The 26,512-nt window shown below is 65.6% G+C and carries 21 protein-coding genes and 1 pseudogene; 11 read left to right on the top strand and 11 right to left on the bottom strand.

What is annotated here, in order from left to right:
* Positions 1-171: 171 nt before the first annotated feature.
* From ACH5N8_RS03355 to ACH5N8_RS03320, 8 genes and pseudogenes are all read right to left on the bottom strand, one after another.
* A complete protein-coding gene (locus ACH5N8_RS03355; RefSeq protein ID WP_460028020.1) occupies positions 172-942 on the bottom strand; it encodes a lysophospholipid acyltransferase family protein in 771 nt (256 codons plus the stop codon).
* Positions 935-1,471, bottom strand: coding sequence for a D-glycero-beta-D-manno-heptose 1,7-bisphosphate 7-phosphatase (gmhB, locus tag ACH5N8_RS03350; protein WP_460028019.1), 537 nt, complete (start codon positions 1,469-1,471; stop codon positions 935-937). The genes ACH5N8_RS03355 and gmhB overlap by 8 nt, the downstream gene beginning before the upstream one ends.
* Positions 1,472-1,492: 21 nt before the next feature.
* Positions 1,493-3,568, bottom strand: a complete 2,076-nt coding sequence (gene glyS, locus ACH5N8_RS03345) for a glycine--tRNA ligase subunit beta (RefSeq protein ID WP_483282491.1) — start codon at positions 3,566-3,568, stop codon at positions 1,493-1,495.
* Positions 3,561-4,484, bottom strand: coding sequence for a glycine--tRNA ligase subunit alpha (glyQ, locus tag ACH5N8_RS03340; RefSeq protein WP_460028017.1), 924 nt, complete (start codon positions 4,482-4,484; stop codon positions 3,561-3,563). Before glyQ ends, glyS begins: the two co-directional genes overlap by 8 nt.
* Before the next feature lie 99 nt (positions 4,485-4,583).
* A pseudogene (locus tag ACH5N8_RS03335) lies at positions 4,584-5,266 on the bottom strand (protein-L-isoaspartate(D-aspartate) O-methyltransferase).
* Positions 5,267-5,293: 27 nt separating this feature from the next.
* Positions 5,294-6,283 carry a glucokinase gene (glk, locus tag ACH5N8_RS03330; RefSeq protein WP_460028015.1) on the bottom strand — a complete coding sequence of 330 codons (990 nt, stop codon included), beginning with the start codon at positions 6,281-6,283 and terminating at the stop codon, positions 5,294-5,296.
* Positions 6,284-6,341: 58 nt separating this feature from the next.
* Positions 6,342-6,788 carry a DUF411 domain-containing protein gene (locus ACH5N8_RS03325; protein WP_483282490.1) on the bottom strand — a complete coding sequence of 149 codons (447 nt, stop codon included), beginning with the start codon at positions 6,786-6,788 and terminating at the stop codon, positions 6,342-6,344.
* A gap of 47 nt (positions 6,789-6,835) precedes the next feature.
* Entirely contained in the window at positions 6,836-7,267 is a 432-nt protein-coding gene (locus ACH5N8_RS03320) for a secondary thiamine-phosphate synthase enzyme YjbQ (protein WP_483282489.1), read from the bottom strand.
* Between the two features lie 147 nt (positions 7,268-7,414).
* On the opposite strand from ACH5N8_RS03320, the gene ACH5N8_RS03315 reads away from it, so the two are divergent.
* The 5 genes from ACH5N8_RS03315 to ACH5N8_RS03295 all read left to right on the top strand — a co-directional run bounded on the left by ACH5N8_RS03315 (position 7,415) and on the right by ACH5N8_RS03295 (position 12,283).
* On the top strand, positions 7,415-9,124 hold the full coding sequence (locus ACH5N8_RS03315) for a proline--tRNA ligase (protein ID WP_483282488.1): 1,710 nt from the start codon (positions 7,415-7,417) through the stop codon (positions 9,122-9,124).
* Between the two features lie 156 nt (positions 9,125-9,280).
* Positions 9,281-10,474, top strand: a complete 1,194-nt coding sequence (gene dapC, locus ACH5N8_RS03310) for a succinyldiaminopimelate transaminase (RefSeq protein ID WP_483282487.1) — start codon at positions 9,281-9,283, stop codon at positions 10,472-10,474.
* A 20-nt stretch (positions 10,475-10,494) separates the two neighbouring features.
* Positions 10,495-11,310: a 2,3,4,5-tetrahydropyridine-2,6-dicarboxylate N-succinyltransferase gene (dapD, locus tag ACH5N8_RS03305; protein ID WP_483282486.1), complete on the top strand. Its 816-nt coding sequence runs from the start codon at positions 10,495-10,497 to the stop codon at positions 11,308-11,310.
* A 54-nt stretch (positions 11,311-11,364) separates the two neighbouring features.
* Positions 11,365-11,769, top strand: coding sequence for a hypothetical protein (locus tag ACH5N8_RS03300; protein ID WP_483282485.1), 405 nt, complete (start codon positions 11,365-11,367; stop codon positions 11,767-11,769).
* A 118-nt stretch (positions 11,770-11,887) separates the two neighbouring features.
* Positions 11,888-12,283: an Hpt domain-containing protein gene (locus tag ACH5N8_RS03295; RefSeq protein WP_483282484.1), complete on the top strand. Its 396-nt coding sequence runs from the start codon at positions 11,888-11,890 to the stop codon at positions 12,281-12,283.
* 29 nt (positions 12,284-12,312) lie between these two features.
* Here ACH5N8_RS03295 and ACH5N8_RS03290 read toward each other — a convergent pair whose 3' ends face one another.
* Positions 12,313-14,073, bottom strand: coding sequence for a sigma 54-interacting transcriptional regulator (locus ACH5N8_RS03290; protein ID WP_483282483.1), 1,761 nt, complete (start codon positions 14,071-14,073; stop codon positions 12,313-12,315).
* A 243-nt stretch (positions 14,074-14,316) separates the two neighbouring features.
* Between ACH5N8_RS03290 and ACH5N8_RS03285 the strand changes: the two genes are divergently transcribed.
* From ACH5N8_RS03285 to ACH5N8_RS03260, 6 genes are all read left to right on the top strand, one after another.
* On the top strand, positions 14,317-14,901 hold the full coding sequence (locus ACH5N8_RS03285; protein WP_460028006.1) for a hypothetical protein: 585 nt from the start codon (positions 14,317-14,319) through the stop codon (positions 14,899-14,901).
* 295 nt (positions 14,902-15,196) lie between these two features.
* Positions 15,197-19,606 carry a PAS domain S-box protein gene (locus ACH5N8_RS03280; RefSeq protein ID WP_483282482.1) on the top strand — a complete coding sequence of 1,470 codons (4,410 nt, stop codon included), beginning with the start codon at positions 15,197-15,199 and terminating at the stop codon, positions 19,604-19,606.
* A 147-nt stretch (positions 19,607-19,753) separates the two neighbouring features.
* On the top strand, positions 19,754-22,378 hold the full coding sequence (locus ACH5N8_RS03275) for an ATP-binding protein (protein WP_483282481.1): 2,625 nt from the start codon (positions 19,754-19,756) through the stop codon (positions 22,376-22,378).
* Between the two features lie 4 nt (positions 22,379-22,382).
* A complete protein-coding gene (locus ACH5N8_RS03270) occupies positions 22,383-22,823 on the top strand; it encodes a response regulator (RefSeq protein WP_483282480.1) in 441 nt (146 codons plus the stop codon).
* Entirely contained in the window at positions 22,762-23,352 is a 591-nt protein-coding gene (locus ACH5N8_RS03265) for a diguanylate cyclase (RefSeq protein ID WP_483282479.1), read from the top strand. The genes ACH5N8_RS03270 and ACH5N8_RS03265 overlap by 62 nt, the downstream gene beginning before the upstream one ends.
* Positions 23,349-24,674: an HD-GYP domain-containing protein gene (locus tag ACH5N8_RS03260; RefSeq protein WP_483282478.1), complete on the top strand. Its 1,326-nt coding sequence runs from the start codon at positions 23,349-23,351 to the stop codon at positions 24,672-24,674. Before ACH5N8_RS03265 ends, ACH5N8_RS03260 begins: the two co-directional genes overlap by 4 nt.
* 2 nt (positions 24,675-24,676) lie before the next feature.
* Here ACH5N8_RS03260 and ACH5N8_RS03255 read toward each other — a convergent pair whose 3' ends face one another.
* Both ACH5N8_RS03255 and tatB read right to left on the bottom strand, forming a co-directional pair.
* Positions 24,677-25,783, bottom strand: coding sequence for a response regulator (locus tag ACH5N8_RS03255; protein WP_483282477.1), 1,107 nt, complete (start codon positions 25,781-25,783; stop codon positions 24,677-24,679).
* Positions 25,784-25,917: 134 nt separating this feature from the next.
* Positions 25,918-26,253, bottom strand: a complete 336-nt coding sequence (gene tatB, locus ACH5N8_RS03250) for a Sec-independent protein translocase protein TatB (RefSeq protein WP_483282476.1) — start codon at positions 26,251-26,253, stop codon at positions 25,918-25,920.
* Positions 26,254-26,512: the final 259 nt, after the last annotated feature.

Here is a 26,512-nt window from a genome sequence, read left to right as displayed (position 1 = left end):
CCAAGTCTAATCAAAAAACGAGGGGTGTCCAGCTTTTTTCCCTGACGCCTGCCCCCCTGACCGGGACCCGCGATTTCCATAGGAAAATCAGGCAATTGAGAATCATCAGAATTCGATGATGGCCCTAATTTCCGAGTATTTGGCTGGGTTGTCATGGCCATGGGGAATGGGCTATCGACCCACCGGAATGCCATCGTCCCGGCCCGGGAAACGAGGTCCCTGTCCGGAGATCCTGGCCATTTCCGACTCGATCCAGGACTCTGCTGCGGCATTGATCTCAGTCGCGGTCAAGTCGGCGCCGTGGATCGCCGGCCCCACCCGGAATTCGATGACACCGGGATACTTGAGGAACCCGTTCCTGCCCCAGAACTCTCCGGCGTTGTGGGCGACCGGAATCACCGGGCAACGCGCGCGCTGGGCCAGCAAGCCGCCACTGGAACCGAACCTGCCGCGCTGACCGGGCGCGACCCGGGTACCTTCCGGGAACAGTACGACCCAGCGTCCGGTCGCGATCCGCTTCACGCCATCCCGGAGGATCTGCTTGAGCGCGACCGATCTGGCCTGCCGATCGATGGCAATAGGTTCCAGGGTCGCCATTGCCCAGCCCCAGACCGGAATACGCAGTAATTCCTGCTTGAGAATGAACACCACCGGCGGAAAGATGACCTGCAACGCGAGGGTCTCAAAAGCGGACTGGTGCTTGCAAAGTATCAGGCCGCTGCCCTCCGCCGGAATATGCTCGGCGCCGGTGACGCGGTAGCTCAGGCCGCACACCGTGCGCAACAGCCACAGGTTCCAGCGCACCCAGCGATTGGCCGCCGCATAGCGGGTTGCGAAAGGCCAGGGCGACAGCAGCAGCATGACCGGTCCGAGAATCAGGGTCGACAGCACCTGTCCCGTGAGGTAGACGGCGGAACGCAGGACAACCAGCGGGTTAACCATGGTGAAGAATGTACTGGGCGGCTTCGTAGAGATTGGAACAGATCGGCAGGTCGAGATCGGGGTAGCGTGCCAGCGTCCTCTCGCCCTTGCCGGTCTCGACCAGGATCGGCGCCGCCCCGACCGCACGGGCGGCCTCGAGGTCGCGGAAGGAATCGCCAACCGCCGGGATGCCGGTCAGCTCGACACCAAAGCGCTCGGCAAACTGCTGGAAGAGCCCCGGCCGCGGCTTGCGGCAGGCGCAGAAATCCTCGGGGCCATGCGGGCAATGAAAAATGGCCTCGATCCGGCCGCCACGCGCCTCGACCGCCGCCAGCATGCGTGCATGGATGCGCTCCAGCATCGCCTCGTCGAAATAGCCACGGGCGATGCCTGACTGATTGGTCAGCACAACGATCCGGTAGCCCCTCAGCGTCAGCAACTCGATGGCCTCGAGGCTACCGGGGATGGGCACCCATTCCTCCGGCGCCTTGATGAAGGCGTCGGAATCCTCGTTGATGACCCCGTCGCGGTCCAGGATGACGAAGCGCATGTCGTCAGCCAGACAGAACCATCAGCCCTGCAACCTGGAAATGTCGGCAATGTCGAGGAACAGCCCCTCGACGATTGCCAGCAATCCCAGCCGGTTGCGGCGCAGGGCGTCATCCTCGGCCATGACCATGACGGTATCAAAGAAACCATCCACGCACGCGCGCAGCTGCGCCAGCCGGCGCAGGGCAGCCGTATAGTCGCCCTGTTGCAGCATCGGCAGGGTGCTTTCCCGTGCATCGCGCACCGCCTCGAGCAGTGCCTTCTCGGCGGGTTCGCTCAGCCCGGCGTCATCGACATTGGCGACCACCGCCTCCCCGGCCTTACGCAGGATGTTGCGGATACGCTTGTTGGCGGCGGCGAGACTCTCGGCCTCCGGCAGATGCCGGAATGCCCGCACGGCACCAAGACGGCGCTCGAAGTCGACCAGGCTGGCCGGCCAAACGGCAAGCACCGCCTCGAACTCGTCCGGCCGGTAACCGCGGTCCAGACAGTAGCCGCGCAGGCGCTCGAGCATGAAGTTATGCACCAGTTCACGGGTCTTGCCGGCATCGAACGCGTGCCGGAATTGCCCCAGCGCGGCATCGAGCAGTTCCGGCACATCCAGTTCCAAACCGGACTCGATGATGATGCGGATCGCGCCGAGGGCGGCACGCCGCAGGGCATAGGGATCCTTGTCGCCGGTCGGGATCAGACCGGCACTGAAGATGCCGGCGAGCGTATCGAGCTTCTCGGCCAGCGCCAGCACCCGGCCGGTATCGGTTTCAGGCAGTGCCCCGCCCGAGACCCTGGGCAGATATTGCTCCTCGATCGCCATCGCGATCGCCACGGGCTCGCCCTCCGCCAGTGCGTAGTAGCGGCCCATGATGCCCTGCAGTTCGGGAAATTCGCCGACCATGGCGGTCAGCAGATCGGCCTTGGCCAGCCTGGCCGCGCGATCGGCGGCCGCGCCGTCGAAACCGAGCCGCTCGGCAATGATCTGCGCCAAGTGACGGACACGCTCATTCTTGTCGAGCAGCGACCCCAGGGTCTTCTGGAAGGTCACCTGGCCCAGCTCCTCGACGCGGCTTTCCAGGGTGCGCCTGCGGTCCAGATTCCAGAAGAACTCAGCATCCGCGAGGCGTGGCCGCACCACGCGCTCGTTGCCCTCGCGCACCGTATCAGGCCGGGTGCTGTCCAGATTGCTGAAGGTGATGAAATACGGCAGCAGGCGGCCCTGGGCGTCCTTGACCGGGAAATACTTCTGGTTGTTCTGGATGGTGGTGATGAGCACCTCGGCCGGCAGTTCCAGATAGCGCGCCTCGATGCCGCCGAGCACGGGAACCGGCCACTCGACCAGCGCCGTCACCTCATCCAGCAGGTCATCATCGATGACGGCCCGGCCATTGACGCTGGCTGCCGCCGCCTCGGCGAGGGCCCGGACCTTGCGCTGGCGCGTCGCGAAATCGGCCAGCACCCGGCCATCGCGTTCGAGTGTGGCGGCATAGTCGGCCGGCGACGCCAGGGTGATCGATCCCTGGCCATGGAAACGATGGCCACGGCTGGTCCGGCCGGTCGGGATGCCGAGGATGTCCGCCTCGATCACCTCGTCACCGAACAGCAGCACGACCCAGTGCACCGGTCGCACGAACTCAGCCGTGCCGTCGCCCCAGCGCATGCGCTTGGCGATGGGCAAGCCGGCCAGCGCCTGGCGCAGGATGTCCGGCACCCTCTCGGCCGTGCGCATCCCCTTGACGGTCTGTCGCACCGCCACCCAGGCGCCCTTGTCGGTTTCCAGGGTGATGAGTTGCTCGGCGGTGGCGTTGCAACTGCGCAGGAAGCCTTCCAGCGCCCTGGACGGCGAGCCGTCCGGCTGATACGCCGCCTGCGCCGCCGGGCCGCGCCGCTCGATTTCCTGATCCGGCTGCGCAACATCCAGGCACCGGACGATCAGGGCCAGGCGGCGCGGCGTGGCATAGGACTCGATGCCGGCAAACGTCAGACCGGCCTTGCCCAGCCCGGCCTCGACCTGCGCTTGCAGGGCACGGCTCAGGGTCAACAGGGATTTGGGCGGCAACTCCTCGGTACCGAGCTCGAACAACAGGTCGCGGACCTCAGCCATGGGCCTTGCCTCCCCGGTTCAGCATCGGGAACCCCAGACGCTCGCGACGCTGGTAATAGGCCTCGGCCACCGCCTTGGCCAGCTCGCGGACGCGCAGGATGAAGCGCTGGCGCTCGGTGACCGAAATGGCCTTGCGCGCATCCAGCAGATTGAAGGCGTGGGAAGCCTTCAGTACCATCTCGTAGGCCGGCAACGGCAGATCCAGCTCGATCAGGCGTCGGCAATCCTGCTCGTAGGCATCGAAGGCGTTGAACAGGAAGGCGGTATCGGCATGCTCGAAGTTGAAGGCCGACATTTCCACCTCGTTCTGATGATAGACGTCGCCATAGGTCACCGCGCCCTGCGGGCCGCGCGCCCAGATCAGGTCGAACACGCTCTCCCTGGCCTGCAAGTACATGGCGATGCGTTCGAGACCATAGGTGATCTCGCCGCTTACCGGCCGGCAATCGAGCCCTCCCACCTGCTGGAAGTAGGTGAACTGCGTCACCTCCATGCCGTTCAGCCAGACCTCCCAGCCCAGCCCCCAGGCGCCCAGGGTCGGCGATTCCCAGTTGTCCTCGACGAAGCGGATGTCATGTTCGCCGAGATCGAAGCCCAGATATTGCAGCGACCCCAGGTACAGTTCCTGGAAGTCCGCCGGCGAAGGCTTCATGATCACTTGGAACTGGTAATAATGCTGCAGACGGTTGGGATTTTCGCCATAGCGGCCGTCGGTCGGACGACGCGAGGGCTGCACATAGGCCGTGTTCCATGGCTCCGGCCCGATGGACCGCAGAAAGGTGGCAGGGTGGAAGGTGCCGGCGCCGACTTCGAGATCCAGCGGTTGCAGAATCACGCAGCCCTGCGCTGCCCAGTAGTCCTGCAGCGCCAGGATCAACCCCTGGAAGGTGGAAACATCGCGTTGTTGTAGCGTCACGCAGGCCGCTCCGGTAGGCGAGAAGGAGGAGAAAGCCGCCGATTATAGCGAAATTGCGCCGACCGCCCGCCACACCTCCCCTTTCGGAGGGCCATCGGATCAGGCCGAGGCATCCCGCACGAAAGGCACGAACCGGACCGCCAGAGCACTCCGGCTGGCGAAACCGCCACCCGGCTCGCGGGTGACCACCGTCAATTCCTGGCCATCGCCGGCCTGGCCGAGGGGAATCACCAGTCGGCCGCCCGGCCTGAGCTGCGCCAGCAGGGGTGGTGGTGGGGCGTCGGTGGCGGCCGTCACCAGAATGGCGTCGAAAGGCGCCTGCTCGGGCCAACCGGCGAAACCGTCGCCGCAGCGGACCTGCACGTTCGCATAGCCGAGCGCCCCGAGGCGCCGGGCGCCGTCTCGGCAAGGTCCTCCACCCGCTCGATGGAGTAGACCTCGCAGGCGATCTCGGCCAGCACGGCAGCCTGGTAGCCGGACCCGGTACCGATCTCCAGCACCCGGGCGCCGCTTTCCAGCCCGGCCAGGGCGGTCATCAGGGCAACGATGTAGGGCTGCGAGACCGTCTGTCCATGCCCGATCGACAGGGGCGCATTGACATAGGCCACGGATTCCAGCCCGGCGGCCACGAAGCGGTGCCTCGGCACCCGCCGCAAGGCATCGAGCACCCGTGTCCCCAGTCGCTCGATGCCGGTCTGGGCGGCGGTGGCACGAATCTCGGCCTGAATCTCCTCGACCAGTCGCTCGCGCTCGGTGGCCAGCGCCGTTTCCCGACCGCTCATGCCGGGCCATCCGCCCGGCGGGGCCCCTTACAGGAGACAGCGCGCCGCATAGTCCGCCGCGCCGAGCAGCGCGGTGTTGGGATTGAGCGCCACGCGCACGGGGATATGGCGGAGGAAATCGGCGAAGCGCCCCTTGGCGCAAAATCCCTCCATGAAGGCATGGTTCTCCACCAGGGCGTTGAGAATCTTGGGCGCGATACCGCCCCCGATCAGCACCCCGCCGCGGGCCAGACTCTTGAGGGCCAGATTGCCGGCCTCGGCGCCATAGATCCTGGCGAAACGATGCAGGGCCGCGCGGGCCAGGGGATCCTGGCAGGCCTGCGCATGCTGGCTGATCTCCCGTGCCGGATCATCGCTCGTCGCCAGCGCCCGGGCCAGCGCCGGGGATTCAGGTTCGTGACCGATCTCGCGCAGATAGGCATAGACCTGCGCGATGCCGGCGCCCGAGAGAATGCGCTCGCAACTGACATGGCCGCCGAACTGCCGGCGCAGATAGGCCAGCAGGCCATCCTCCAGTTCGTCATTGGGCGCAAAATCGCTGTGCCCCCCCTCGGTGGCAATGGGGTGATAGTTCATGCCGTCCCAGTAAAGGATGGCCTCGCCAAGACCGGTGCCGGCAGCCAGCACGGCACGGTTGCCGGTGGCCGGCTCGGCATTCGGATTCAGCTCCAGCCACTCTTCCGGACCCAGCCGCAGCAGCCCCAGCGACATCGCCTGCAGGTCGTTGAGGAGCTTGACCCGCTGGACGCCGGTCGTGACCGTCAGGGAGCGCTCCTCGATCAGCCACGGCAGATTGGTGATGCGCGAGGCACCGTCGAATACCGGGCCGGCCACGCCAAAACAGGCAGCCTCCAGGGGAACACTCTGATCGCTGAGGAACTCGGCGACGACCTCGTCCAGCGAGGCATAGTCGGCACTGGGGAACAGCCGCTCGCGCACCCGCTCGAGACCGTCGGTCGTCTTTTCGTACTGGGCCAGGATGGTCTTGGTGCCACCCACGTCGCCGGCTAGCAGCATGCTGGATTCTCCTGAACGTGAACGGACACCATCGGACGAAGCCCCCCCGCCCGCCTCGCTAGGGAGCGGGGTGATCGCGAAAGACGCTTGCCTGGCCGCTGCGGTCGAACTGCACCACCGCGTAGGGGTCCTTGCGCGCGCCCATCTCCATGCCCGGCGTGCCGGCCGGCATCCCCGGGACACTGAGGCCGACCACCGCCGGCCGGCCGTCGAGCAGTGCCCTGACATCCGCGGCGGGCACATGCCCCTCCACCACATAGCCGCCCACCAGGGCGGTGTGACAGGATTGCAGCGTCGTCGGGACACCGTATCGCCGCTTGATGTCGTCCATGGCCTCGGTCTGGATGTCCTGCACGGCGAAACCGTTCTGCCGCATGTGCGCCACCCACTTGCCACAGCAACCGCAGGTGGGGCTGCGGTAGACCGTCATCTCGACAGGGGCCGGTGGGGCAGCGAATACGGGGGCGACCAGCCCCAGCAGCAATATGGACAGGCGCTTGTTCATGGTGGCTCCGAAGGTTGCGGGAGTTGCAAACGGCGATACCGACGGACTCAGGCCTCACGACCCTCGCCCTGGAGCGTCGCGACCACCTGGCGCGGACCGCCATGGTTGCGATGCTCGCCGAGATAGATGCCCTGCCAGATGCCCATGCCCAGGCGCCCGTCAGTGATCGGCACGCTGACGCTGGCCCCCATCAGGCTGGCCTTGATATGAGCGGGCATATCGTCCGGGCCCTCCAGGACATGCACATAGTGCGCCGCGGCATCCGGTGCCAGCTGCCGCAGATGCGCCTCCAGATCGCGGCGGACATCGGGATCGGCATTCTCGTTGAGCGTCAGCGACGCGGAGGTGTGCTGGATGAAGAAATGCGCCAAACCGACGCGAACCCGGCCGAGTTCCGGCAACTGCCCGAGCAGCTCCTGGGTCACCAGATGGAACCCGCGTGGCCGCGGCTTCAGGGTCAACGTCTTCTGTATCCACATGGGTAGCTATCATACACGCGCGCGGCATCCCGGCCAGACGGATGGCAGGCGCCTCCACCCGCTCCGGGTGGGCAGTCCCCGGGAGCCCCGCAGGCCAGGCAAACCGGCTACAATGGCCATCTTTTCGACCCCGCCCCCTCTGCCCATATGCGCACCAGCCGATTCCCGCTCAACACCGTCAAGGAAACCCCGGCTGATGCCGAGATCATCAGCCATCAGCTGATGATCCGCGCCGGCCTGATCCGCAAGCTGGCGGCCGGTCTCTACAGCTGGCTGCCGCTGGGTCTCAGGGTGCTGCGCAAGGTGGAGACGGTGGTACGCGAGGAGATGGAGCGTGCCGGCGCCCTGGAAGTGCTGATGCCCGCCGTGCAACCGGCGGAACTGTGGCAGGACTCGGGCCGCTGGGAGGTGTTCGGACCGGAGCTGTGCCGGTTCCGGGATCGCCATCAGCGCGACTTCTGCCTCGGCCCCACCCACGAGGAAATCATCACCGATCTGGTGCGGAACGAAATCAAGAGCTACAAGCAGGTCCCGGTCAACTACTATCAGATCCAGAGCAAGTTCCGCGACGAAATCCGCCCACGCTTCGGCGTGATGCGGGCCCGCGAGTTCCTGATGAAGGATGCCTACTCCTTCCATATGACCCAGGAATCCCTTCATGAAACCTACGAGGTCATGTACGCCGCCTACAGCCGTATCTTCGAGCGGCTGGGACTGGAATTCCGCGCCGTGCTGGCCGACACCGGCGCCATCGGCGGCAGCCTCTCGCACGAATTCCATGTGCTGGCCGATTCCGGCGAGGACGCCATCGCCTTCTCCGACCAGAGTGACTACGCCGCCAACATCGAAATGGCCGAGGCCGCCGCTCTCGGCGTACCCGCCGAGGAGCCGCAGGTTCTCGCCACGGCCGACACGCCCGGCCAGCACAGCATCGAGGAGGTCAGCGCCTTCCTCAGGGTGGACCCCAGCCGCATCCTCAAGACCCTGCTGGTGCGGGGGACGGACGGAGGCGTCGTCGCCCTGCTGCTGCGCGGCGATCACGAGCTGAATCCGATCAAGGCGACCAAGCACCCGGCCGTGGCCACGCCGCTCCAGTTCGCCAGCGACGAGGAGGTCCGCGCCGCCGCCGGCTGCGCGCCGGGCTCGGTCGGCCCGATCGACCTCAAGGCCACGCTGGTCGCCGACCGCAGCGCGGCGGCGCTGGTCAACTTCGTCTGCGGCGCCAACAGCGACGGCCGGCACCTGACCGGCGTCAACTGGGAGCGCGACCTGCCCCGGCCCGATGTCGCCGATCTGCGCCTGGCAGTCGAGGGTGACCCCAGTCCGGATGGCAAGGGCCATCTGCGCATCGCGCGCGGCATCGAGGTCGGCCACATCTTCCAGCTCGGCACCAAGTACAGCGAGGCGATGCAGGCCACGGTGCTGAACGAGGAGGGGCGCAGTCAGGTGCTGACCATGGGCTGCTACGGCATCGGCGTGTCGCGCGTGGTCGCGGCGGCCATCGAACAGAACCACGATGCGCGCGGCATCATCTGGCCGGAGGCGCTGGCGCCGTTCCAGGTGGCGCTGACACCGATCAACATGCAGACCTCGGAGAAACTCCAGGCGACCGCGGAACATCTCTACGAAACCATGCGCGCCGCCGGTATCGACGTGCTGTTCGACGACCGCAAGGCGCGGCCGGGCGTGATGTTCGCCGACATGGAACTGGTCGGCATCCCGCACCGGATCGTCCTGAGCGAACGCCTGCTGGAGGCGGGCCGCGCCGAATACAAGGGCCGCCGCGATGCGGAAGCGCTCGAAATCGCCGTCGAGGAGGTCATTCCCTTCCTGCTGTCGCGTCTGGGGCAGGCCTGAGACCCGTGCCCGGCATCCCGCGGCCACGGGACGAACCGGCGGACCCCCCCCGCTCCTGCCGGCGCCGTGGCGCGGGCGGCATCGATTTTGCCCCGTTACGCCATTCCCCTATAATGCCCGGCTTGCCCGAAGGCTACCGGAATCGACCCACCCGCGATGAACCCCCTGCTCGATACGCTCCAGCCCTATCCCTTCGAGAAGCTGGCCCGCTTGAAACAGGGTGTTGCACCGCCACCTGACCGCTCGCCGATCGCACTCTCGATCGGCGAACCGCAACATCCGACACCGGCCTTCATCGGGGCCACCCTGAGCGAACATCTGGCCGAGCTGACCCGTTACCCCGCCACCCAGGGATTGCCCGCATTGCGGGAAGGCATCGCCGCCTGGCTGGAACGGCGGTTCCACCTGCCCGCCGGCAGCGTCGATCCCGGCCGTCAGGTGCTGCCCTGCAATGGCACCCGCGAAGCGCTGTTCGCCTTCGCCCAGGCGGTGGTCGATCCCGGCCGGAACCCCCTGGTGCTGATGCCGAACCCGTTCTACCAGATCTACGAGGGTGCGGCCCTGCTGGCGGGCGCCCAGCCCTATTTCCTCAACACCACGGCCGAAGCCGGCTACCTGCCGGATATCGACAGCGTGCCCGAGGATATCTGGCGTCGTTGCCAGCTTATCTACATCTGCTCGCCCGGCAATCCCAGCGGCGCGGTCATGCCTGCCGACCGGCAGCGGCAGTTGATCGAGCTGGCGGAGCGCCACGACTTCGCCATCGCGTCCGACGAGTGCTATTCCGAGCTCTACAACGACGAAGCCCAACCGCCGCCGGGCCTGCTGCAAACCGCCTGGGCCATGGGCAACACGACCTTCCGTCGCTGCGTCGTCTTCCACAGCCTGTCCAAGCGGTCCAATGCGCCGGGCTTGCGTTCCGGTTTCGTGGCCGGCGATGCGGATATCCTCGCCCGCTTCCTGCGCTACCGGACCTACCACGGTTGCGCGCTCTCGCTGCCGGTGCAGCAGGCCAGCCTGGCGGCCTGGCGCGACGAGGCGCACGTCGTCGCCAACCGGGCGCTGTACCGCGAGAAGTTCGCGGCCGTTCAGACCATTCTCGCCGGTGTGCTGGCGTTCACGGTCCCAGCGGCCGGTTTCTATCTCTGGCCCCGCACCCCGGCCGACGACCAGGACTTTGCCCGCGAACTGTACGCACAAACGAATGTGACCGTGCTGCCCGGCAGCTACCTGTCGCGCGACCAGTTCGGCATCAATCCCGGCCGCGGCCATGTCCGCATGGCGCTGGTCGCCCCGCTGGATGCCTGCGTGGACGCCGCCGAACGCATCCGCGACTTCCTTCAATCCTAAATCCGCACAACCACAAGCGCATGTCACTCGAAAACATCATCAACACCGCGTTCGACGATCGCGCCAGCATCAATCCCGCCAACGTCTCCGCCGAGGTCCGCGAGGCCATTCTGGAATCCCTGCGCCTGCTCGACAGCGGCCAGGCCCGCGTGGCCGAGAAGAAGGACGGCCGGTGGGTGGTCAACCAGTGGCTGAAGAAGGCCGTGCTGCTGTCCTTCCGGGTCACCGACAACCGCGTGATGGACGGTGGCGAGGCCAAGTATTTCGACAAGGTCGAGCCCAAGTTCGGCAGCTACTCGCCCGAACAGTTCGCCGCCGGCGGCGTGCGCGTGGTGCCGCCCGCCGCCGTGCGTCGCGGGGCCTACGTCGCGCCCGGCGTGGTGCTGATGCCGTCCTTCGTCAACATCGGCGCCTATGTCGACGCCGGCACCATGGTCGACACCTGGGCCACGGTCGGTTCCTGCGCCCAGATCGGCAAGAACGTCCACCTGTCCGGCGGCGTCGGCATCGGCGGCGTGCTGGAACCCTTGCAGGCCGGCCCCACCATCATCGAGGACAACTGCTTCATCGGCGCCCGCTCGGAGGTGGTCGAAGGCGTGGTGGTCGAGGAAGGTTCGGTGATTTCCATGGGCGTCTACATCGGCCAGAGCACCAAGATCTACAACCGCATGACCGGCGAGATCACCTATGGCCGCATCCCCGCGGGGTCGGTGGTGGTCTCCGGCAACCTGCCGGCCAAGGACGGCAGCCACAGCCTCTACTGCGCGGTCATCATCAAGCAGGTCGACGAAAAGACCCGCGGCAAGGTCGGCATCAACGAACTGCTGCGCGACTAGGCCCGGCGCCCGGCCGAACAGCCGGGCCTACCCCACCCACTCATGAGGTCCACCATGAAGAAAATCCTGTTAGCTACCCTTGCCCTGTGGGTTTCCAGTGCCGCGCTCGCCGGCACGGAGCATTACGTGCGGCGTGACGGCAACCATGTGCAGCACCTGAAGATCACCCGTCTCGGTGACGACATCAACGCCAGCATGGATGTCGACTTCGAACCGAACGGCCCGGCCGAGGCCGACCGCAAGCCCTGCTCCGCCGAGGTCAGCGGCGACGCCAAGTCCACCGGCGACAACGAGATCACCCTGCGCCGGCAGATCGAGGGCGAGGCCCGCCACTGCTCACTGAAGATCACGCTCGGCGCCGAAGGCGCCAAGGTCGAGCAATCGCCCGAATGCGGCTATTTTGTCGGCGGCATCTGCCATTTCGACAGCGAAGGCAAGGAACTCATCCGGGTCAAGTAAGGCCGTTCGCTCCCGGCGTGCGCCACTGACCCGCCGGTCCGAGACCACCAGTGGCGCCGCAACACCACAGACAACCCAGTCAACGGCACTCGGCCATCCTCCAGACGGAGATCATCCCATGTCGCATTCCGACCCGACGCCCCCCCCAGCCACCACCGGGGATCTGGATACGCTCCCTGGTGTCAACTTCGAGCCGGTGCTGGCCCTGCTGGGCGGTGACCGCGCCATGCTGGCCGAACTGCTCGGCGAGTTCGCGGCCCAGTATGCCAACCTGCCTGCCGAAACCGCCAGCGCGCTGGCCACAGGCGATATCGACAATCTGGCGCGGCAAATGCACGGACTGAAAGGCACCGCCGCCAACCTGGGGCTGGAGGCCCTGTCCCGACAGGCGGCCACACTGGAAGCAGCCCTCAGGCAAGGACAACCTCCCGCCGAAGCGGTGGCCACGCTGGCGGCTTGTCTGGACACGCTGCTCCCCGCCCTGCGGGCGGCATCCGGCCAGACGAACGAATAGGCGCCTCAGAGCATGGCCTGCTGGCCGCCCTAGCCACCCACATCCAGCCGTAGCTCGCGCAGGCGCCGATAGAAGGTCGAGCGGCTCATGCCGAGCAGGTGCGCCGCCTGCGTGCGGTTGCCGCGGCAATGCGTCAAGGCCGCCTGGATACGGGCGGATTCATCCGCCACCGTACCGGCCTCGCCCAACACTTCCCCGGGCGGCCGGCTCCCGCCGGCCGTCTGGATTTCAGGTGGCAAATCGGCGGCTTCCAGCCGCGGCCCGTGGGCATAGATGGCGGCAAAATCCATGGCAGCACGCAATTCGCGCACGTTGCCCGGCCATTCATGCGAGAGCAGGCGGCGCATCGCTCCGGGGCTCAGGCCCGTCAGCGACTTGCCGGCCATGGTGCCCGCCACCTGCAGGAAGTGCATGGCCAGCAGCGGGATATCCGTCTTGCGTTGCCGCAGCGGCGGTATCTGGATGCGCGCCACCCGAAAACGGTACAGCAGATCCTCGCGGAAACGGCCGGCGGCGACCTCGTCGACCAGATGACGGTGGGTGGCGGCGATGACGCGGACATCGATCGGCCGCGCCTGGGTTTCCCCCACCCGTGTCACCTCGCTCTCCTGCAACACCCTGAGCAGCGCGGCCTGAATCGCCAGCGGCATGTCGCCGATTTCGTCGAGGAAAATCGTGCCGCCCGCCGCTGCCTCGAACAGCCCCTTGTGATCGGTGACCGCCCCGGTAAAGGCGCCCTTGCGGTGGCCGAACAGCTGACTGGTCATCAGGGATTCGCTGAGGCCGGCCGAGTTGACGGCGATGAAGGGGCCCTGCCGGCGCGGGCTGGCCTTGTGGATGGCCCGCGCCACCAGTTCCTTGCCGGTACCGGTCTCGCCTTCGATCAGCACGGTCCAGTTGCCGCGGGCGACATCGCCAATCTGGCGATATAGCATCTGCATGGCTTCGCTCTCGCCAATGAGTCCGGCATAGCGCTGGGTCTCCACTTGCTGGCGCAAGCGTTGCAGCTCGGTTTCGTCCTCCAGGAAGACCAGCCGCCGGTCGGCGTCGCGGGGATCGTCCTTGATCCAGCAGGACACCCAGCGCGGCCCGGCATCGCCCCGGCAGGCCAGGGTTTGCCGTTGCCGTTCCGGCTCGGGCGTCCGCAGAGATTTCGCCAACGCCTGCCGTCCGGCCGGTTCCAGTGGCAACACCGCGTCCCAGGGCCGGCCCAGGCTGTCGGCGACCACGAGGTCCAGCATGCTGGCGCCGTTGGGGCTGCAGAATCCCAGCGTGCCGTCCGCTTCGATGATCAGTGTCGCCGTGGGAAAACTGTTGAGTATCGCGATGGCATCATCCCGGCTGCGACGCAAGGCCTCGGCCAGCCGTTCCAGCGCCTCGCTGGCCTTCACCTTCTCGGTAATGTCCTGCTGCAGGGAGACGTAATGGGTAATCAGCCCGGCTTCGTTGCGTATCGGCGAGATGCTCCAGCCGACGATGTAGGGACTGCCATCCTTGCGGTAGTTGTAGGTCGATCCCGAGAACAGTCGACCATCCCGCAGGCACTGGCGCAGCTCGGCAATTACCGCCGGATCGGTTCTCTCGCCCTGCAGGATACGTGGCGAGACCCCCTGCAGCTCCTCCCGGGCATAGCCTGTCATGCGGCAAAACGCCGGATTGGCATAGAGAATGTGCGGCCCCCCGCCATCCAGCACGGCGTCCGTGATGACGACCGCATTGAAAGCCTGGTCGATAGCGGTCGTCAGAATGGTCAGCCACTCCGACCCCGCCGGCGGCGTTTCAGAAATCATCGCATCCCCCCAGCCATCAGTATCGGACTACCCGCTGCAAACCGTCTCAATGATACAGCCCTGACACAAACAGGACTGTGCCAAACCTGGTCAGGACCGTGTCAGGCTGACTGACAGCCTCCCCAACAGTGACAACAACCCTTTGATTCCGCTTATTTTATCTGGATCGGCATGATTCTTGGCAGGTAAAGGTCGCAAGACAAGACCCATTACGGCAACCCAAAATCCTCGAGGAATCCAGCCATGAACCTGAAACAATCCATCGGTATTCTCCTGCTCGGCAGCGCGCTGACCCTGCCGACCATTACCGCTACCGCAGCCGAAACCTACATCCCCCTGGCTGGCCAGACCCGGGTCACCCTATCGAGCGAGCTGGTGCTCGCCCTGGAATCCCTCAACGTCCGGCCGGGTGCGATCAAACCCGCGACTCTTCGCGCCAGTGGCGTCGCCTCCTTTCCCGTGACCACCGGCGCGATCCAGCTGCCCTCGGCCGAAGTCGACCACTCAGGCGGCCTCAGCCTGACCGCCGGCGGTACCCGCATCATCCTGTCCAGCTTCATCATCGACACGACCCAGGAAAGTCCGGTATTGACGGGGCTGGTCATTGCCAACGGCAGCCTCATCGGCCGTGTGCCGCTGTTCGATCTGGATCTCGGCGGGCTGGGCGCCGACCTTGGCAAGGGCAGAATCCGTGTCAACAACGTCGGTCTGACCCTGACCGCCGCCGCCGCCGATGCGCTCAACAACCTGTTCAGCGTCGAAGCCTTCAAGGAGGGCATTCCCATCGGTACGGCCAATGTGACCATCAACCGCTTCCAGAAGCAATAACACCCCGGATTCGCCAAGCAGCCGGTAACGAGCCGACATGACCTGTCATGTCGGCTCGTTACCGCTTTCGGCCTCCGGATCGGTCACCGGCCCGGCATGGCCGCTCCTCTTGCCCATCCCCCGTCCCGACCAGCCGTACAGGCCGGGCAGCGCCCGCCCCGCGGCATCTGCCATCCACCGGTTCAGGCACCTCTCGAACCGGCGCCGGGCCGGGTTTTCACCCGGGGTTTGTGTCACGCCACTCAAAACCAGATAGATTATGCTGTTTGCTTAGTTTGGTAATACAGCCACCACCATGAACTCTCTCCGTCGCTGGCGCGAACGACTGCTGAGTTGTCTGGTGGGTTGTCGGTACCTGTTGCTGCTGAGCTTCGCCCTGCCAGCAGACGCCCTGGAACCCGTTACCCTGCAGCTGAAATGGACCCACAGCTTCCAGTTTGCCGGTTACTACGCCGCCAAGGCCAAGGGTTACTACCAGGCAGCCGGCCTGGATGTGACCATCCGGGAAGCCATGCCCGGGCTGGATATCGCCGACGAGGTGAGCCGGGGGCGGGCGAACTACGGCACCGGCAGCAGCAGCCTGATACTGGCGCGCCACGCCGGCCAGCCGGTGGTGACCCTGGCGGTCATCTTCCAGCATTCCCCCTATATTCTGCTGGCGCCCTACCGCGGCGAAACCCAGAGCCTGCACGACCTGCTGGGCAAGCGACTGATGCTGGAACCCGGTGCCGAGGAGTTGCTGGCCTACCTGAAATCCGAGGGCATTCCGCTGGAACGCCTGCAAAGGCAGGCCCATAGCCTCGACTTCAACGATCTCATCCGGGGCAAGACCGACGCCATCTCGGCCTATTCCACCACGGAACCCTATTTCCTCGACCGCGCCAGGTTCCCGTATCAGGTCTACAGTCCCCGCGCCGCCGGCATTGATTTCTACGGCGACAACCTGTTCACCTCGGAGCACGAGCTGCGCCGCCACCCCGAGCGCGCCCGAGGGTTTCGCGATGCCAGCCTGCGCGGGTGGGAATATGCGCTGGCACATCCCGATGAGATCATCGATCTGATACTGGCCAGCTACCCGCAGCGCCACGACCGGGAGCACCTGCGTTTCGAGGTCGAGGCGATGCGTCCCCTGATCCGCAACGATCTGGTCGCACTGGGCTACATGAACCCGGGGCGCTGGCGACACATCGCCGACACCTACGCCAGCATCGGCATGCTGCCCGCGGACTGGCCGCTGGACGATTTCCTCCACGCGGACACACCGGATACCGGCCACCTGCGAGCCTTGCGCTGGACCCTGGCCGGCAGCCTGGCGGGACTGGTCGCACTGAGCGCGCAGCTCCTTTACATCCTTCGCAACAACCGTCGCCTGAACGAAATCACGCGCAAGGCCAGGCAGACGGAGAATCAGCTGCGTACCCTGTCTACCGCGGTCGAGCAAAGCCCGACGTCCATCGTCATCACCGGGCCGGATAATCGCATCGAATATGTCAATCCGCGTTTCACCGAGGCCACGGGCTACAGCGTTGATGAGGTCCTGGGGCGCAATCCCAGCATGTTCAGCTCCGGACTGACGGACCGGAGCGCCTATCTCGACCTCTGGCTGAACCTCAAGCAGGGACGCACCTGGTCCGGCGAATTCATCAACCGGCGCAAGAGCGGCGAACTTTACTGGGAGGAAGCACACATCAGCCCGGTTCTGGACGAAAACGACCGAATCTACCAGCACGTCGCCGTCAAGCTGGACATCACCGAACGCAAGCGGGCGGAAAACCAGCAGCTGACGCGTGCCCGCGTCCTGGAGCTGCTGGCCCAGGGCGCGCCCCTGCCCGACATCCTCGAGGCCATCATCCGCGATGTCGAAACCGGCAATCCGGAGGTGCGGTGCAGCATCATGCTGCTGGACGCGGCCGGGCAGCGCCTGATGACCGGCGCTGCGCCGAGCCTGCCGCAGGATTACAGCAGCCTTGTCGACGGCCTGGTCATCGGCCCCACGGCCGGCAGCTGCGGCACTGCCGCCTACACCCGTCAGCGCTGCATCGCCGAGAACATCCAGACCCATCCGTTCTGGAACGCCGAGTTCCGGGCCGCGGCGGCCAAGGCCCAGCTCGCCGCCTGCTGGTCGGAACCGATACGCTCGGCCAACGGCAGCATACTCGGCAGTTTCGCCATCTACCATGCCCGGCCCCGCAAGCCCGGAGCCTCCGATCTCCAGCTGCTGGCGCAGGGCGCGCATCTCGCCGCCATCGCCATCGACCGCTCGCGGGCCCAGGAAGCCCTGCGCCGCAGCGAGCAGCACTATCGGCTGCTGGCGGACAACCTGGCCGATGTCATCTGGACCGTGGGGCTCGACGGCCGGCTGAACTACGTCAGCCCCGCCATCGAACGACTCAGCGGATATAGCGTGGCCGAAGCCCTGAATCTGGCCATCCTGGACATCCTGAATCCGGGCACCTGCACCGCTTCGCAGACCCGCTTTCAGGCGTTGATCCACGGGCTCGACGCGAAAGCACCGTCCACCGACTTCCGCGGAGAACTCGAGATCATCCGCAAGGATGGCACTTTCATCTGGGTCGATGTCGCCGCCTCGTCCCGGCACGATGACGACGGACGCTGCATCGGCCTGCTGGGTGTGTCGCGCGACATCACCGAACGCAAGACCGCCGAGCAGATGCTGCGGCTGACGCAATTCTCCATCGAGCAATCACCGGATGCGTTCTACTGGATCCGTCCGGACGGTCATTTCGTCTACGTCAACGACGCGACCAGCAAGATGCTCGGCTACAGCCGGGAGGAACTGCTGACCCTTTCGGCAACCGACATCGACCCCCTGTTCAACGCGGAGCAGTGGCGGGAGCACTGGGAAGACCTGCGGCAGCGCCAGCACATCCTGCTCGAATCGATACACAAAACCCGCGACGGGCGCAGAATCCCGGTCGAGATCAGTGCCAACCTCATCATCTACGAGGGCCGCGAATACAACTGCGCCATCAGCCGCGACATCACCGCGCGGCTGGCGGCCAAGGCCGCCATCGAACAGCTGAACACCGAACTGGAGGCACGCGTCGAGGAGCGCACGGCCGAACTGATGCGCCGCACCGGGGAGCTGGTGGAGAGCGAGGAGCGCTTCCGGCTGGCCATGGAGGCCTCCAGCGACGGCCTCTGGGACTACCGCCCGGATGCCGGCGAGTTCTACTGCAACCCGGCCTACCTGCGCATGCTGGGCTTCGAGCCGGGAGACATCGAAAACACGTTCGAGAGCCTTTTCACCCGGCGGCTGCATCCGAGCGACCGGGCGCGGGTCACCCAGCAAATGGCCGAGCTGTTCATGGAATCCGGCCAATACGAGACCGAATTCCGCATGCGCACGGCCACCGGCGAGCAGCGCTGGATTCTCGGGCGGGGCAAGGTCGTCAAGCATGACGATAACGGCAAGCCGGTGCGGGCCATCGGCACCCACCAGGACATCACCGAGCGCAAGCACGCCGAGCAGGCCATTCGCGAGCTGAACGCCAGCCTGGAACAGAAGGTCGCCAAGCGCACCGCGGAGCTCGCCGCCGCCAGCGCGGCAAAATCGCAGTTCCTGGCGCACATGAGCCATGAAATCCGCACCCCGATGAACGCCATCCTGGGCATGGCGCAGCTGCTGGCGCAGGAATCCCTGGCGACGGAACAGCGCGAGCTGGTGCAGCACATCCGCGAGGCTGGCGGTTCGCTGCTGCATATCATCAACGACATCCTCGATTTCTCGAAGATCGAGGCTGGCCGCATGTCGCTGGAGAAGAAGCCCTTCGAGGTCGAGGCGGTGCTGACACGGTTGCGCAATCTGATGACCGTGCCGGCGGAAAGCCGCAATATCGCCTTCATCGCCAACCCGCCGGAGACACGCGTGGGCCCGGTGCTCGGCGATGCCCTGCGGCTGGAGCAGATCCTCATCAACCTCTCCAGCAACGCGGTCAAGTTCACCGAGCGCGGCCATATCCGCGTCCAGGTCGCGCCGGTCGCCCTGACGCCGGCCCATGCGCGGCTGCGCTTCACCGTCGCCGACACCGGCATCGGCATTGCGCCCGAAACCATGCCCCGGCTGTTCCAGCCCTTCACGCAGGCCGATACCAGCATCACCCGCCGGTTCGGCGGCACCGGTCTGGGACTTGCAATCTGCCGGCGGCTGGTGGACCTGATGGGCGGCGAAATCGGCGTGGACAGCACGCCCGGCGAGGGCTGTACCTTCTGGTTCGAACTGCCGTTCCAGCGGTTCACCCAGAATCCGGCCATGCAGCCTGCCGACACGGCGTCAGCCGATCAGGACCAGCCCTCGCGGCTGGACGGCCTGCGGGTGCTGGTCGTGGACGACAACGCCATGAACCGGCTGCTGGTCGAGCGGGCGCTGAAATTGCAGGGTGCCGCAACGCAATCGGCCACCAACGGCCAGGAAGCGCTGGACACCCTGACCGCGAACCCGACCGATTTCGATGCGGTGCTCATGGATATCCAGATGCCGGTCATGGATGGCCTGACCGCGACGCGAGCCTTGCGCGAGGATGAAACCTTCGACCATCTGCCGGTGATCGCCCTGACTGCGGGTGTCCTGCCGGAAGAGCGCGAGGCCGCGCTCAACGCCGGCGTCAATGATTTTCTGACCAAGCCCGTCGACCTCGGCCAACTGGTGGCCGCCCTGTCGCCCTATCGCCCGACCGCCGCCTGATCCCCCCGGAAGCCAGGGGACAGGCAAGCTCGCTTCCCCGCGCCTTGTGCTACAGTCGCGCTCGGGCGTACACGCGCTTCCATGCGGCTCGGGAACCTGCGGCCGGGCGGAGTACGGGCGTCACGATCACGTCTGGAGAAGCCTCACATGCCTACTACGCTGATGCCGGACATGACGGGCTATCTGCCCCATAGCGTCTGTCTGCTCAGGGATCCCGTGCTGATAGCGCTGCACATCGTCGCGGATGGCCTCATCACCCTGGCCTATGTGGTCATCCCCATCGCCCTCGGCCTGTTCGTGCAGCGTCGCCGGGATTTCGCCTTCACGCACATCTTTATCCTCTTTGCCACCTTCATCCTCGCCTGTGCGGCGACCCATGCCATGGACATCTGGACACTGTGGTCGCCGGACTACCTGCTGGAAGGCGGCATCAAGGCCTTCACCGCACTGGTATCCCTGGCGACCGCCATCCTGGTCTGGCCGGTTCTGGACAAGGCATTGGCCGGTACCGCCCGGCTGGCGGCCACCAATGCCCGCCTGACCGAGGAAATCGCCAGCCATCAACAGACCCTGGCCGACGTGCGGGCGGAAGCGCAACGGCGCCGGATGCTGGAGCAGCAGCTGCGTACGGTCATGGACAATGCCGCCGACGCCATCGTCACCACGGACGATACGGGACACATCGTGCTCGGCAACCCGGCGACCGCGAACATGTTCGGCTACACCGCCGAGGAACTGCTGGGGCGCCCGCTGGCCGATCTGCTGGCGAGCGATCCGGCCGCGCCGCCCGAGGACCGGACAGGCGGGCCCGGGGGGGCGCATGGCGTGGAGTTCATCGGCCTGCGCAAGGATGGCTCGACCTTTCCTCTGGAAATGACCCTCGGCGGCCATACCTGTGTGCTGCGCGATATCAGCCCGCGCAAGGAGCGCGAGCAGCTGATCCGGGAACTGAACGACCGGCTGCAACGCGAGGTGGCGGAACGCACCGAACAGCTGGCCATCGCCAGCGCGGCGAAAAGCCAGTTCCTGGCCAACATGAGCCACGAGATCCGCACACCGATGAACGCGATTCTGGGGTTCACCCAACTGCTGGAGCACGATCCCCAGCGCGCCGACCAGCGCGAAACCCTGGGCAAGATTCGCGCGGCAGGCGAAGCGCTGTTGCGCATCATCGACGACATTCTCGACATCGCCCGCATCGAGGCCGGGCGTATCCAGCTACAGTCGCAACCCTTCGAACCGGCCGCCCTCCTGCATAGACTCGTGGATCAGCTGCGCGATCAGGCTCACGAAAAAGGCCTTCAGCTACAGCTGGAGATCGCGCCCGGCCTGACGGCACCGCTGCTCGGCGACAGCCTGCGCCTGCAGCAGGTACTGGGCAACCTCGTCAGCAATGCCATCAAGTTCACCGAGCGGGGCCAGGTTTCGATTGCGGTGCGGGCGACGGGCGATGCGCCCCGGGAGACACGCCTGCGATTCGAGGTCCGGGACACCGGCATCGGCATAGCGAGACCTGTGCAGGCGCGGATATTCTCCCCGTTCTCCCAGGCCGACGGCAGCATTACCCGGCGCCATGGCGGCACCGGCCTCGGACTTGCCATCTGCCGCCACCTGGTGGAATTGATGGGAGGTATCATCGGTGTCGACAGCCAGATCGGCGCCGGCAGCACCTTCTGGTTCGAGGTACCGTTCGAACTGGCGACGGGATCGTGCGCGGCCGCCACGCCCAGCAGCAGCCCGGCACCGATACCCGACCCGAGCCTCAAGGGCCTGCGGGTGCTGGTGGTCGACGACAGCGCGATGAACCGTACCCTGCTGGAAAAAGTTCTGCGGCAACAGGGCGCATGGGTAATGCTGGCTAGCGATGGCCAGCAAGCGCTGAACCTGCTGCGTGCGAAACCCGAGGATTTCGATGTCGTGCTGATGGACATCCAGATGCCGGTGATGGATGGACTGAGCGCCACCCGGGCCATCCGTGCCGATGCGCGACTGGGTCGGGTGCCGGTGATCGCGCTCACGGCCGGTGCTCTCGCCGAGGAGCGGACAGCCGCCGAGGCGGCCGGCATGGACGGCTTTCTGACCAAGCCCATCGACCTCGCGCAGTTGATCGGGGCGCTGCTCGCCCATTGCCCCGAGACAGCTCCAGCCGCAGCGGTCGAGGCCCGGCCGGAGCCCCTCCCACCGGTCACCGGGGACGCATTGCCGTCCATCGCCGGCATCGATGCCCAGCGTGCGGCTCTTGCGACCGGCAACGACCCGGCATTCTTTGTGAAAATGCTTGGGCTGTTCGTGGATGAATTCGAGGACGCGGACAACTCGTTGCGCGCCGACCTGGCCCGCGGCGACCGCGAGTCGGCAACCCGCCGGCTGCACAACCTGCGAGGCAACGCCGGCAATCTCGGCGCCACGGAACTGGCGGAGATCGCCCGCCGCCTGGAGGCAACCCTTCCGCAGCAGCCCGCGGATCTGGCGGCGCAGCTGGATGCCTTCCGCCAGGCCCTGCACGCCTTGGTCGCCGCCAGCAGACCCTGGCTGCATCACGCCGCAACGCCGACCGCCGACACGAGCGGGATCACGCCCGAGCAGCTAAAATTCCTGTGTGTGGCGCTGTCACGCCACGATCTGGCCGCCATCCGGCTCTACACCGACCTCGGTCCCACGTTACGGGACCGACACGATGCCGAATCGATTGGGCAACTCGATCAGGCCGTGGCCGCCTTGGATTTCGACAAGGCGCTCGCCTGGCTGGAACAATACGAACCCGGTGACTAAACGGATGAACAAGGGCCCACCCAAGATCCTGATCGTCGACGACGATCCGCTGGCCATCCAGAGCCTGCATAACGTGCTCGAAGGCCAGGGCGAGATCCGTTTCGCCACCAGCGGCCAGCAAGCCATGCAGCGCCTGTCCGAGGAGGTCGCCGACCTGGTACTGATGGATGCCAACATGCCGGAACTCGACGGCTACGCCACGTGCCGGCTGCTGAAGGCCGAATATCCGGATACGCCGGTCATCCGTCACCGCCGCCAACGATCCCCAGAGCGAGGTGCGGGCCCTGGATGCGGGCGCGGTGGACTTCATATCCAAGCCGCTGAACCCGCCGGTCATCCGGGCGCGGGTCAGAACCCAGATGGAGCTCAAGCGGAACAGCGACATGCTGCGCAGGCTGACACGCAGCGACGCGCTGACCGGCATCGCCAACCGGCGCCATCTTGATGAGCAGCTCGAACAGGAATGGCGCCGTGCCATGCGACATCGGCACCCCCTGTTCCTGCTGATGATCGATATCGACTTCTTCAAGCCCTACAACGATTTTTACGGCCATCCAGAAGGTGACAGCACCTTGCGCCGGGTCGCCGAAACCATCGCCGCCAATGTCGTGCGCGCCGGCGATCTCGCCGCCCGCTTCGGCGGCGAGGAGTTTGCCGTACTCCTGCCCAACTGCCTGGGAGAACAGGCCCAGCGGGTCGCCGAGAAGATCCGCCAGGCCGTTGAGGCACTGCAGATCCCGCACGCGCGTTCGGAAACCTCGGCGGTGGTGACCGTCAGCATCGGTGTGGGAGGCGGCATCCCCCGCTATCCTCCCCAACCCTCGACGGTCGATGAGTTCGGTCGACCGCTCCCCGCAACCCCTGGCGGAGGGGATCTCAATGCCATCGACGAACTGACGCGCCGGGCCGACAACGCGCTCTATGCCGCCAAGGCGCAGGGCCGCAATCAGGTCGTTTGCAGCGAGTCAGGATGATGGTTGACGAACCCGAGGCTGGCCTTCGCCCGCCATCTGGACATGCCAGCCGGGAGCCATCCCCGCGGCGGCAGAGCACCGGCATCCGGGCCGACCTGCGGCAGATCATCTATGCCCTGTCCGACACGCTGGACCTGGTCGGGGTGGACGATGTCACAGGCGGCAAACGAGTTGCCATCATTGCCGCGGAGTGCGGCAAGCAGGCAGGGCTGGACCAGCACGACATCACCTTTCTGTTTGACGTCGGCCTGCTGCGCGATATCGGCGTGTCGTCCACCCACGTCCATGCCCACCTGTTGCAGGAATTCGATTGGGAAGGCGTACAGGAACACTGCGAACTGGGCGCCGCGCTGCTGCGGCAGGTGCGACCGCTGGCGGCCCTGGCCGAGCCGGTCCGGCTGCACCATACGCGCTGGGACCGGCTGCAGCAGATGTCGCTGCCACAGCGCACCCGCGAGCAGGCCAACCGGATTTTCCTGGCGGACCGGGTCAACATGCTGGCAGCGCCTTACTATGCCGACCGCCAGTTCCTGCTCAGGCATGCGTTCGCCATCCGCGAGGCCGTCACGGCTCGCGTGAACACCTATTTTTCACCTCGCCTGGTGGTCGATTTCCTTGCCGTCTCGGCGCCGGAATCCTTCTGGCTGAATCTCGAACCACAATCGGTGCATCTCTACCTGGGCCAGATGCTCAAGCAGAGTGCTCCCATCATGACACCCATGCGCGAACTGCGTTGTCTCGCCCATGTGTTCTCGCGCATCGTCGATGCCAAGAGTCCCTACATGACGGGCCATTCGCAAGGCGTGTCCCAGCTCGCCCGCTGGCTTGCCGAGCACCATCATCTGGATGCCGAGACCTGCGACAAGATCGAAATCGCCGGCTTACTGCACGATCTTGGCAAGCTGCGCATCCCCGATGAAATCATCGAGAAGCCGGGTCCACTGGATGAGTTCGAGCGGCACATCATGAAGACACACAGCTTCGAGACCTTCCAGATACTCAGGCGGGTCGCCGGCTTCGACGAAATCCGTGACTGGATCGCCTATGACCTGGAGCGTCCTGCCACGTCTCGCGAACCGTTCCGGCCCCAGCGCGAACAGCTGGTTCTGGAGGCGCGCATCATGCGCGTGGCCGATGTGTTCCAGGCCATGATGCAGGATCGTCCGTTTCGCAAGGCGCTCCCGCCGGAGCACGCCGGCACCCTGCTGGAGGAAATGGCCCAGAAGGGCGAACTCGATGGCGAGATCGTGGCTCTCGTGCTGGCCGACCTACCCGGCGCCATGTCGGCGGCGAAAGCTACCGATCACCCGACCCGACACTAAAGTCAAGCAGGCCCGATCATGCCGGCTCCGGCCGATAGGCTGCCCGGCGGCATGTCAGCGTAGCGGGTGGCGATGGCCCTGAACTGGGCTTCCAGCTTCAGGAAGGCGTCCACCACGTCAGGATCGAAGTGCTTGCCCTTGCCCTGGAGGATGAGGACGATGGCCTCGTCATAAGGCAGGGCGGACTTGTAGACGCGCCTGGAAATGAGCGCGTCGAACACATCGCAAAGTGCCATCAAACGCGCGGAAATGGGAATGGCTTCGCCGGCCAGCCCCTGGGGGTAACCGCTGCCGTCCCATTTTTCATGATGGCCGTAGGCGATTTCCTTGGCGAAGCGCAGGAATGGGATCTCCTGGCCCAGCGCCCGCTCGGCTTGCAGGATCGCATCCCGCCCCAGCGTGGTATGCGACTTCATCACCTCGAATTCTGCGGGACTCAGCCTGCCGGGCCGGAGCAGGATATGATCGGGAATGCCAACCTTGCCGATGTCATGCAGGGGGGCCGACTTGAACAGAAGGTCGATGGTGCGATCATCATCCAACACAGCGGCAAAGCGAGGATGTCGCCTCAGCGACTCCGCCAGCAGACGGACATAGTGCTGGGTCCGTCGAATGTGATTGCCGGTTTCGCTGTCGCGCGTCTCGGCGAGAGAGGTCAAGGTTTGCACCGTGATGTCCTGGATCGCCTCGATTTCCCGCACACGTTCCCGCACTTCCGACTCGAGAGAGCGATTCCGGTCGTGAAGGCAGTCCTGCAGATGCTTCATCGCCAGATGATTCCTGACACGCGCCTGAACAATCGGCGGGCTGATGGGCTTGGCGATGTAATCGACGGCGCCCAGCGACAGGCCATGCATCTCGTCGCCCGGATCGGATCTGGCAGTCAGGAAAATGACCGGGATCTTGGCCGTGCGCGGATCTTCCTTGAGCCGTCGACAAACCTCGTAGCCATTCATGCCCGGCATCATCACGTCGAGCAGGATAAGGTCGGGCGGCATATCGGACCTGGCGATCGCAAGTGCCCGCTCGCCATGGCTGGCCACGCGCACCCGGTAGTCCTCACGCAGCAGGTTACCGATCAGGTTCAGGTTGTCTGGGATGTCATCCACGACCAGCAAGCAGGGTCGATCGACGGGTCGAGTCAAATCCGCCATGGTGGTTGTCCGTTGCGGTGCAGATGCCTGTCACCATGATCCACTGACCGGGATCACAGCCAGCCAGGCTGGATGATAAACGCGAACGACTACCCGCTGGTATCGGGCTCCTTGGGTACAGCGGCAATGCTCGTGACATCACCCGGTCCCGGATCGTCCCGCTTCGTCATCGACAAGGACGATGGCTTGACGGTCATGGCATCGACTTCCTTTTCAAAATGCCGGCGCTTTTCCTCCAGGCTTTGCCTGAGCTCGTACAGTTGCAGTTCGCGATCGATCTCCGTCTTCGCCGAGGCCACCATCATCCGCGCCCGGCGAATCCACAGGGAGGTTTCCCGGACCATGCGCGGCAGGCGCTCGGGACCGAAGACCAGCAGCGCTACCAGTGCAATCAACATCAACTCCCAGAACCCGATATCAAACATAGCAACTCAGACCTCGGTGCTCACACATTATGAGGATTCAGGCTTGTCAGCCTCAGGCTGGCGGACGACTGAAGGAGAAACCCTTACTGAACGCTCGCGGATCACCCAACCGGCATCCTGCGTTCCCGGACGCCCCACAAAACGCGAGGATGAACAAAAACGGCAGACGCGACGCCCGCATACCAACCCCGAGGCCGGGACACCCGGCCGGCAAGGCTGGCAACCATGCCGCCCCACCCCCCGCTGACCAGCACATCAT

It is taken from the genome of Methyloparacoccus sp. NF-16, assembly GCF_056880625.1.
This window is presented reverse-complemented; position numbering and strand designations above follow the sequence as displayed.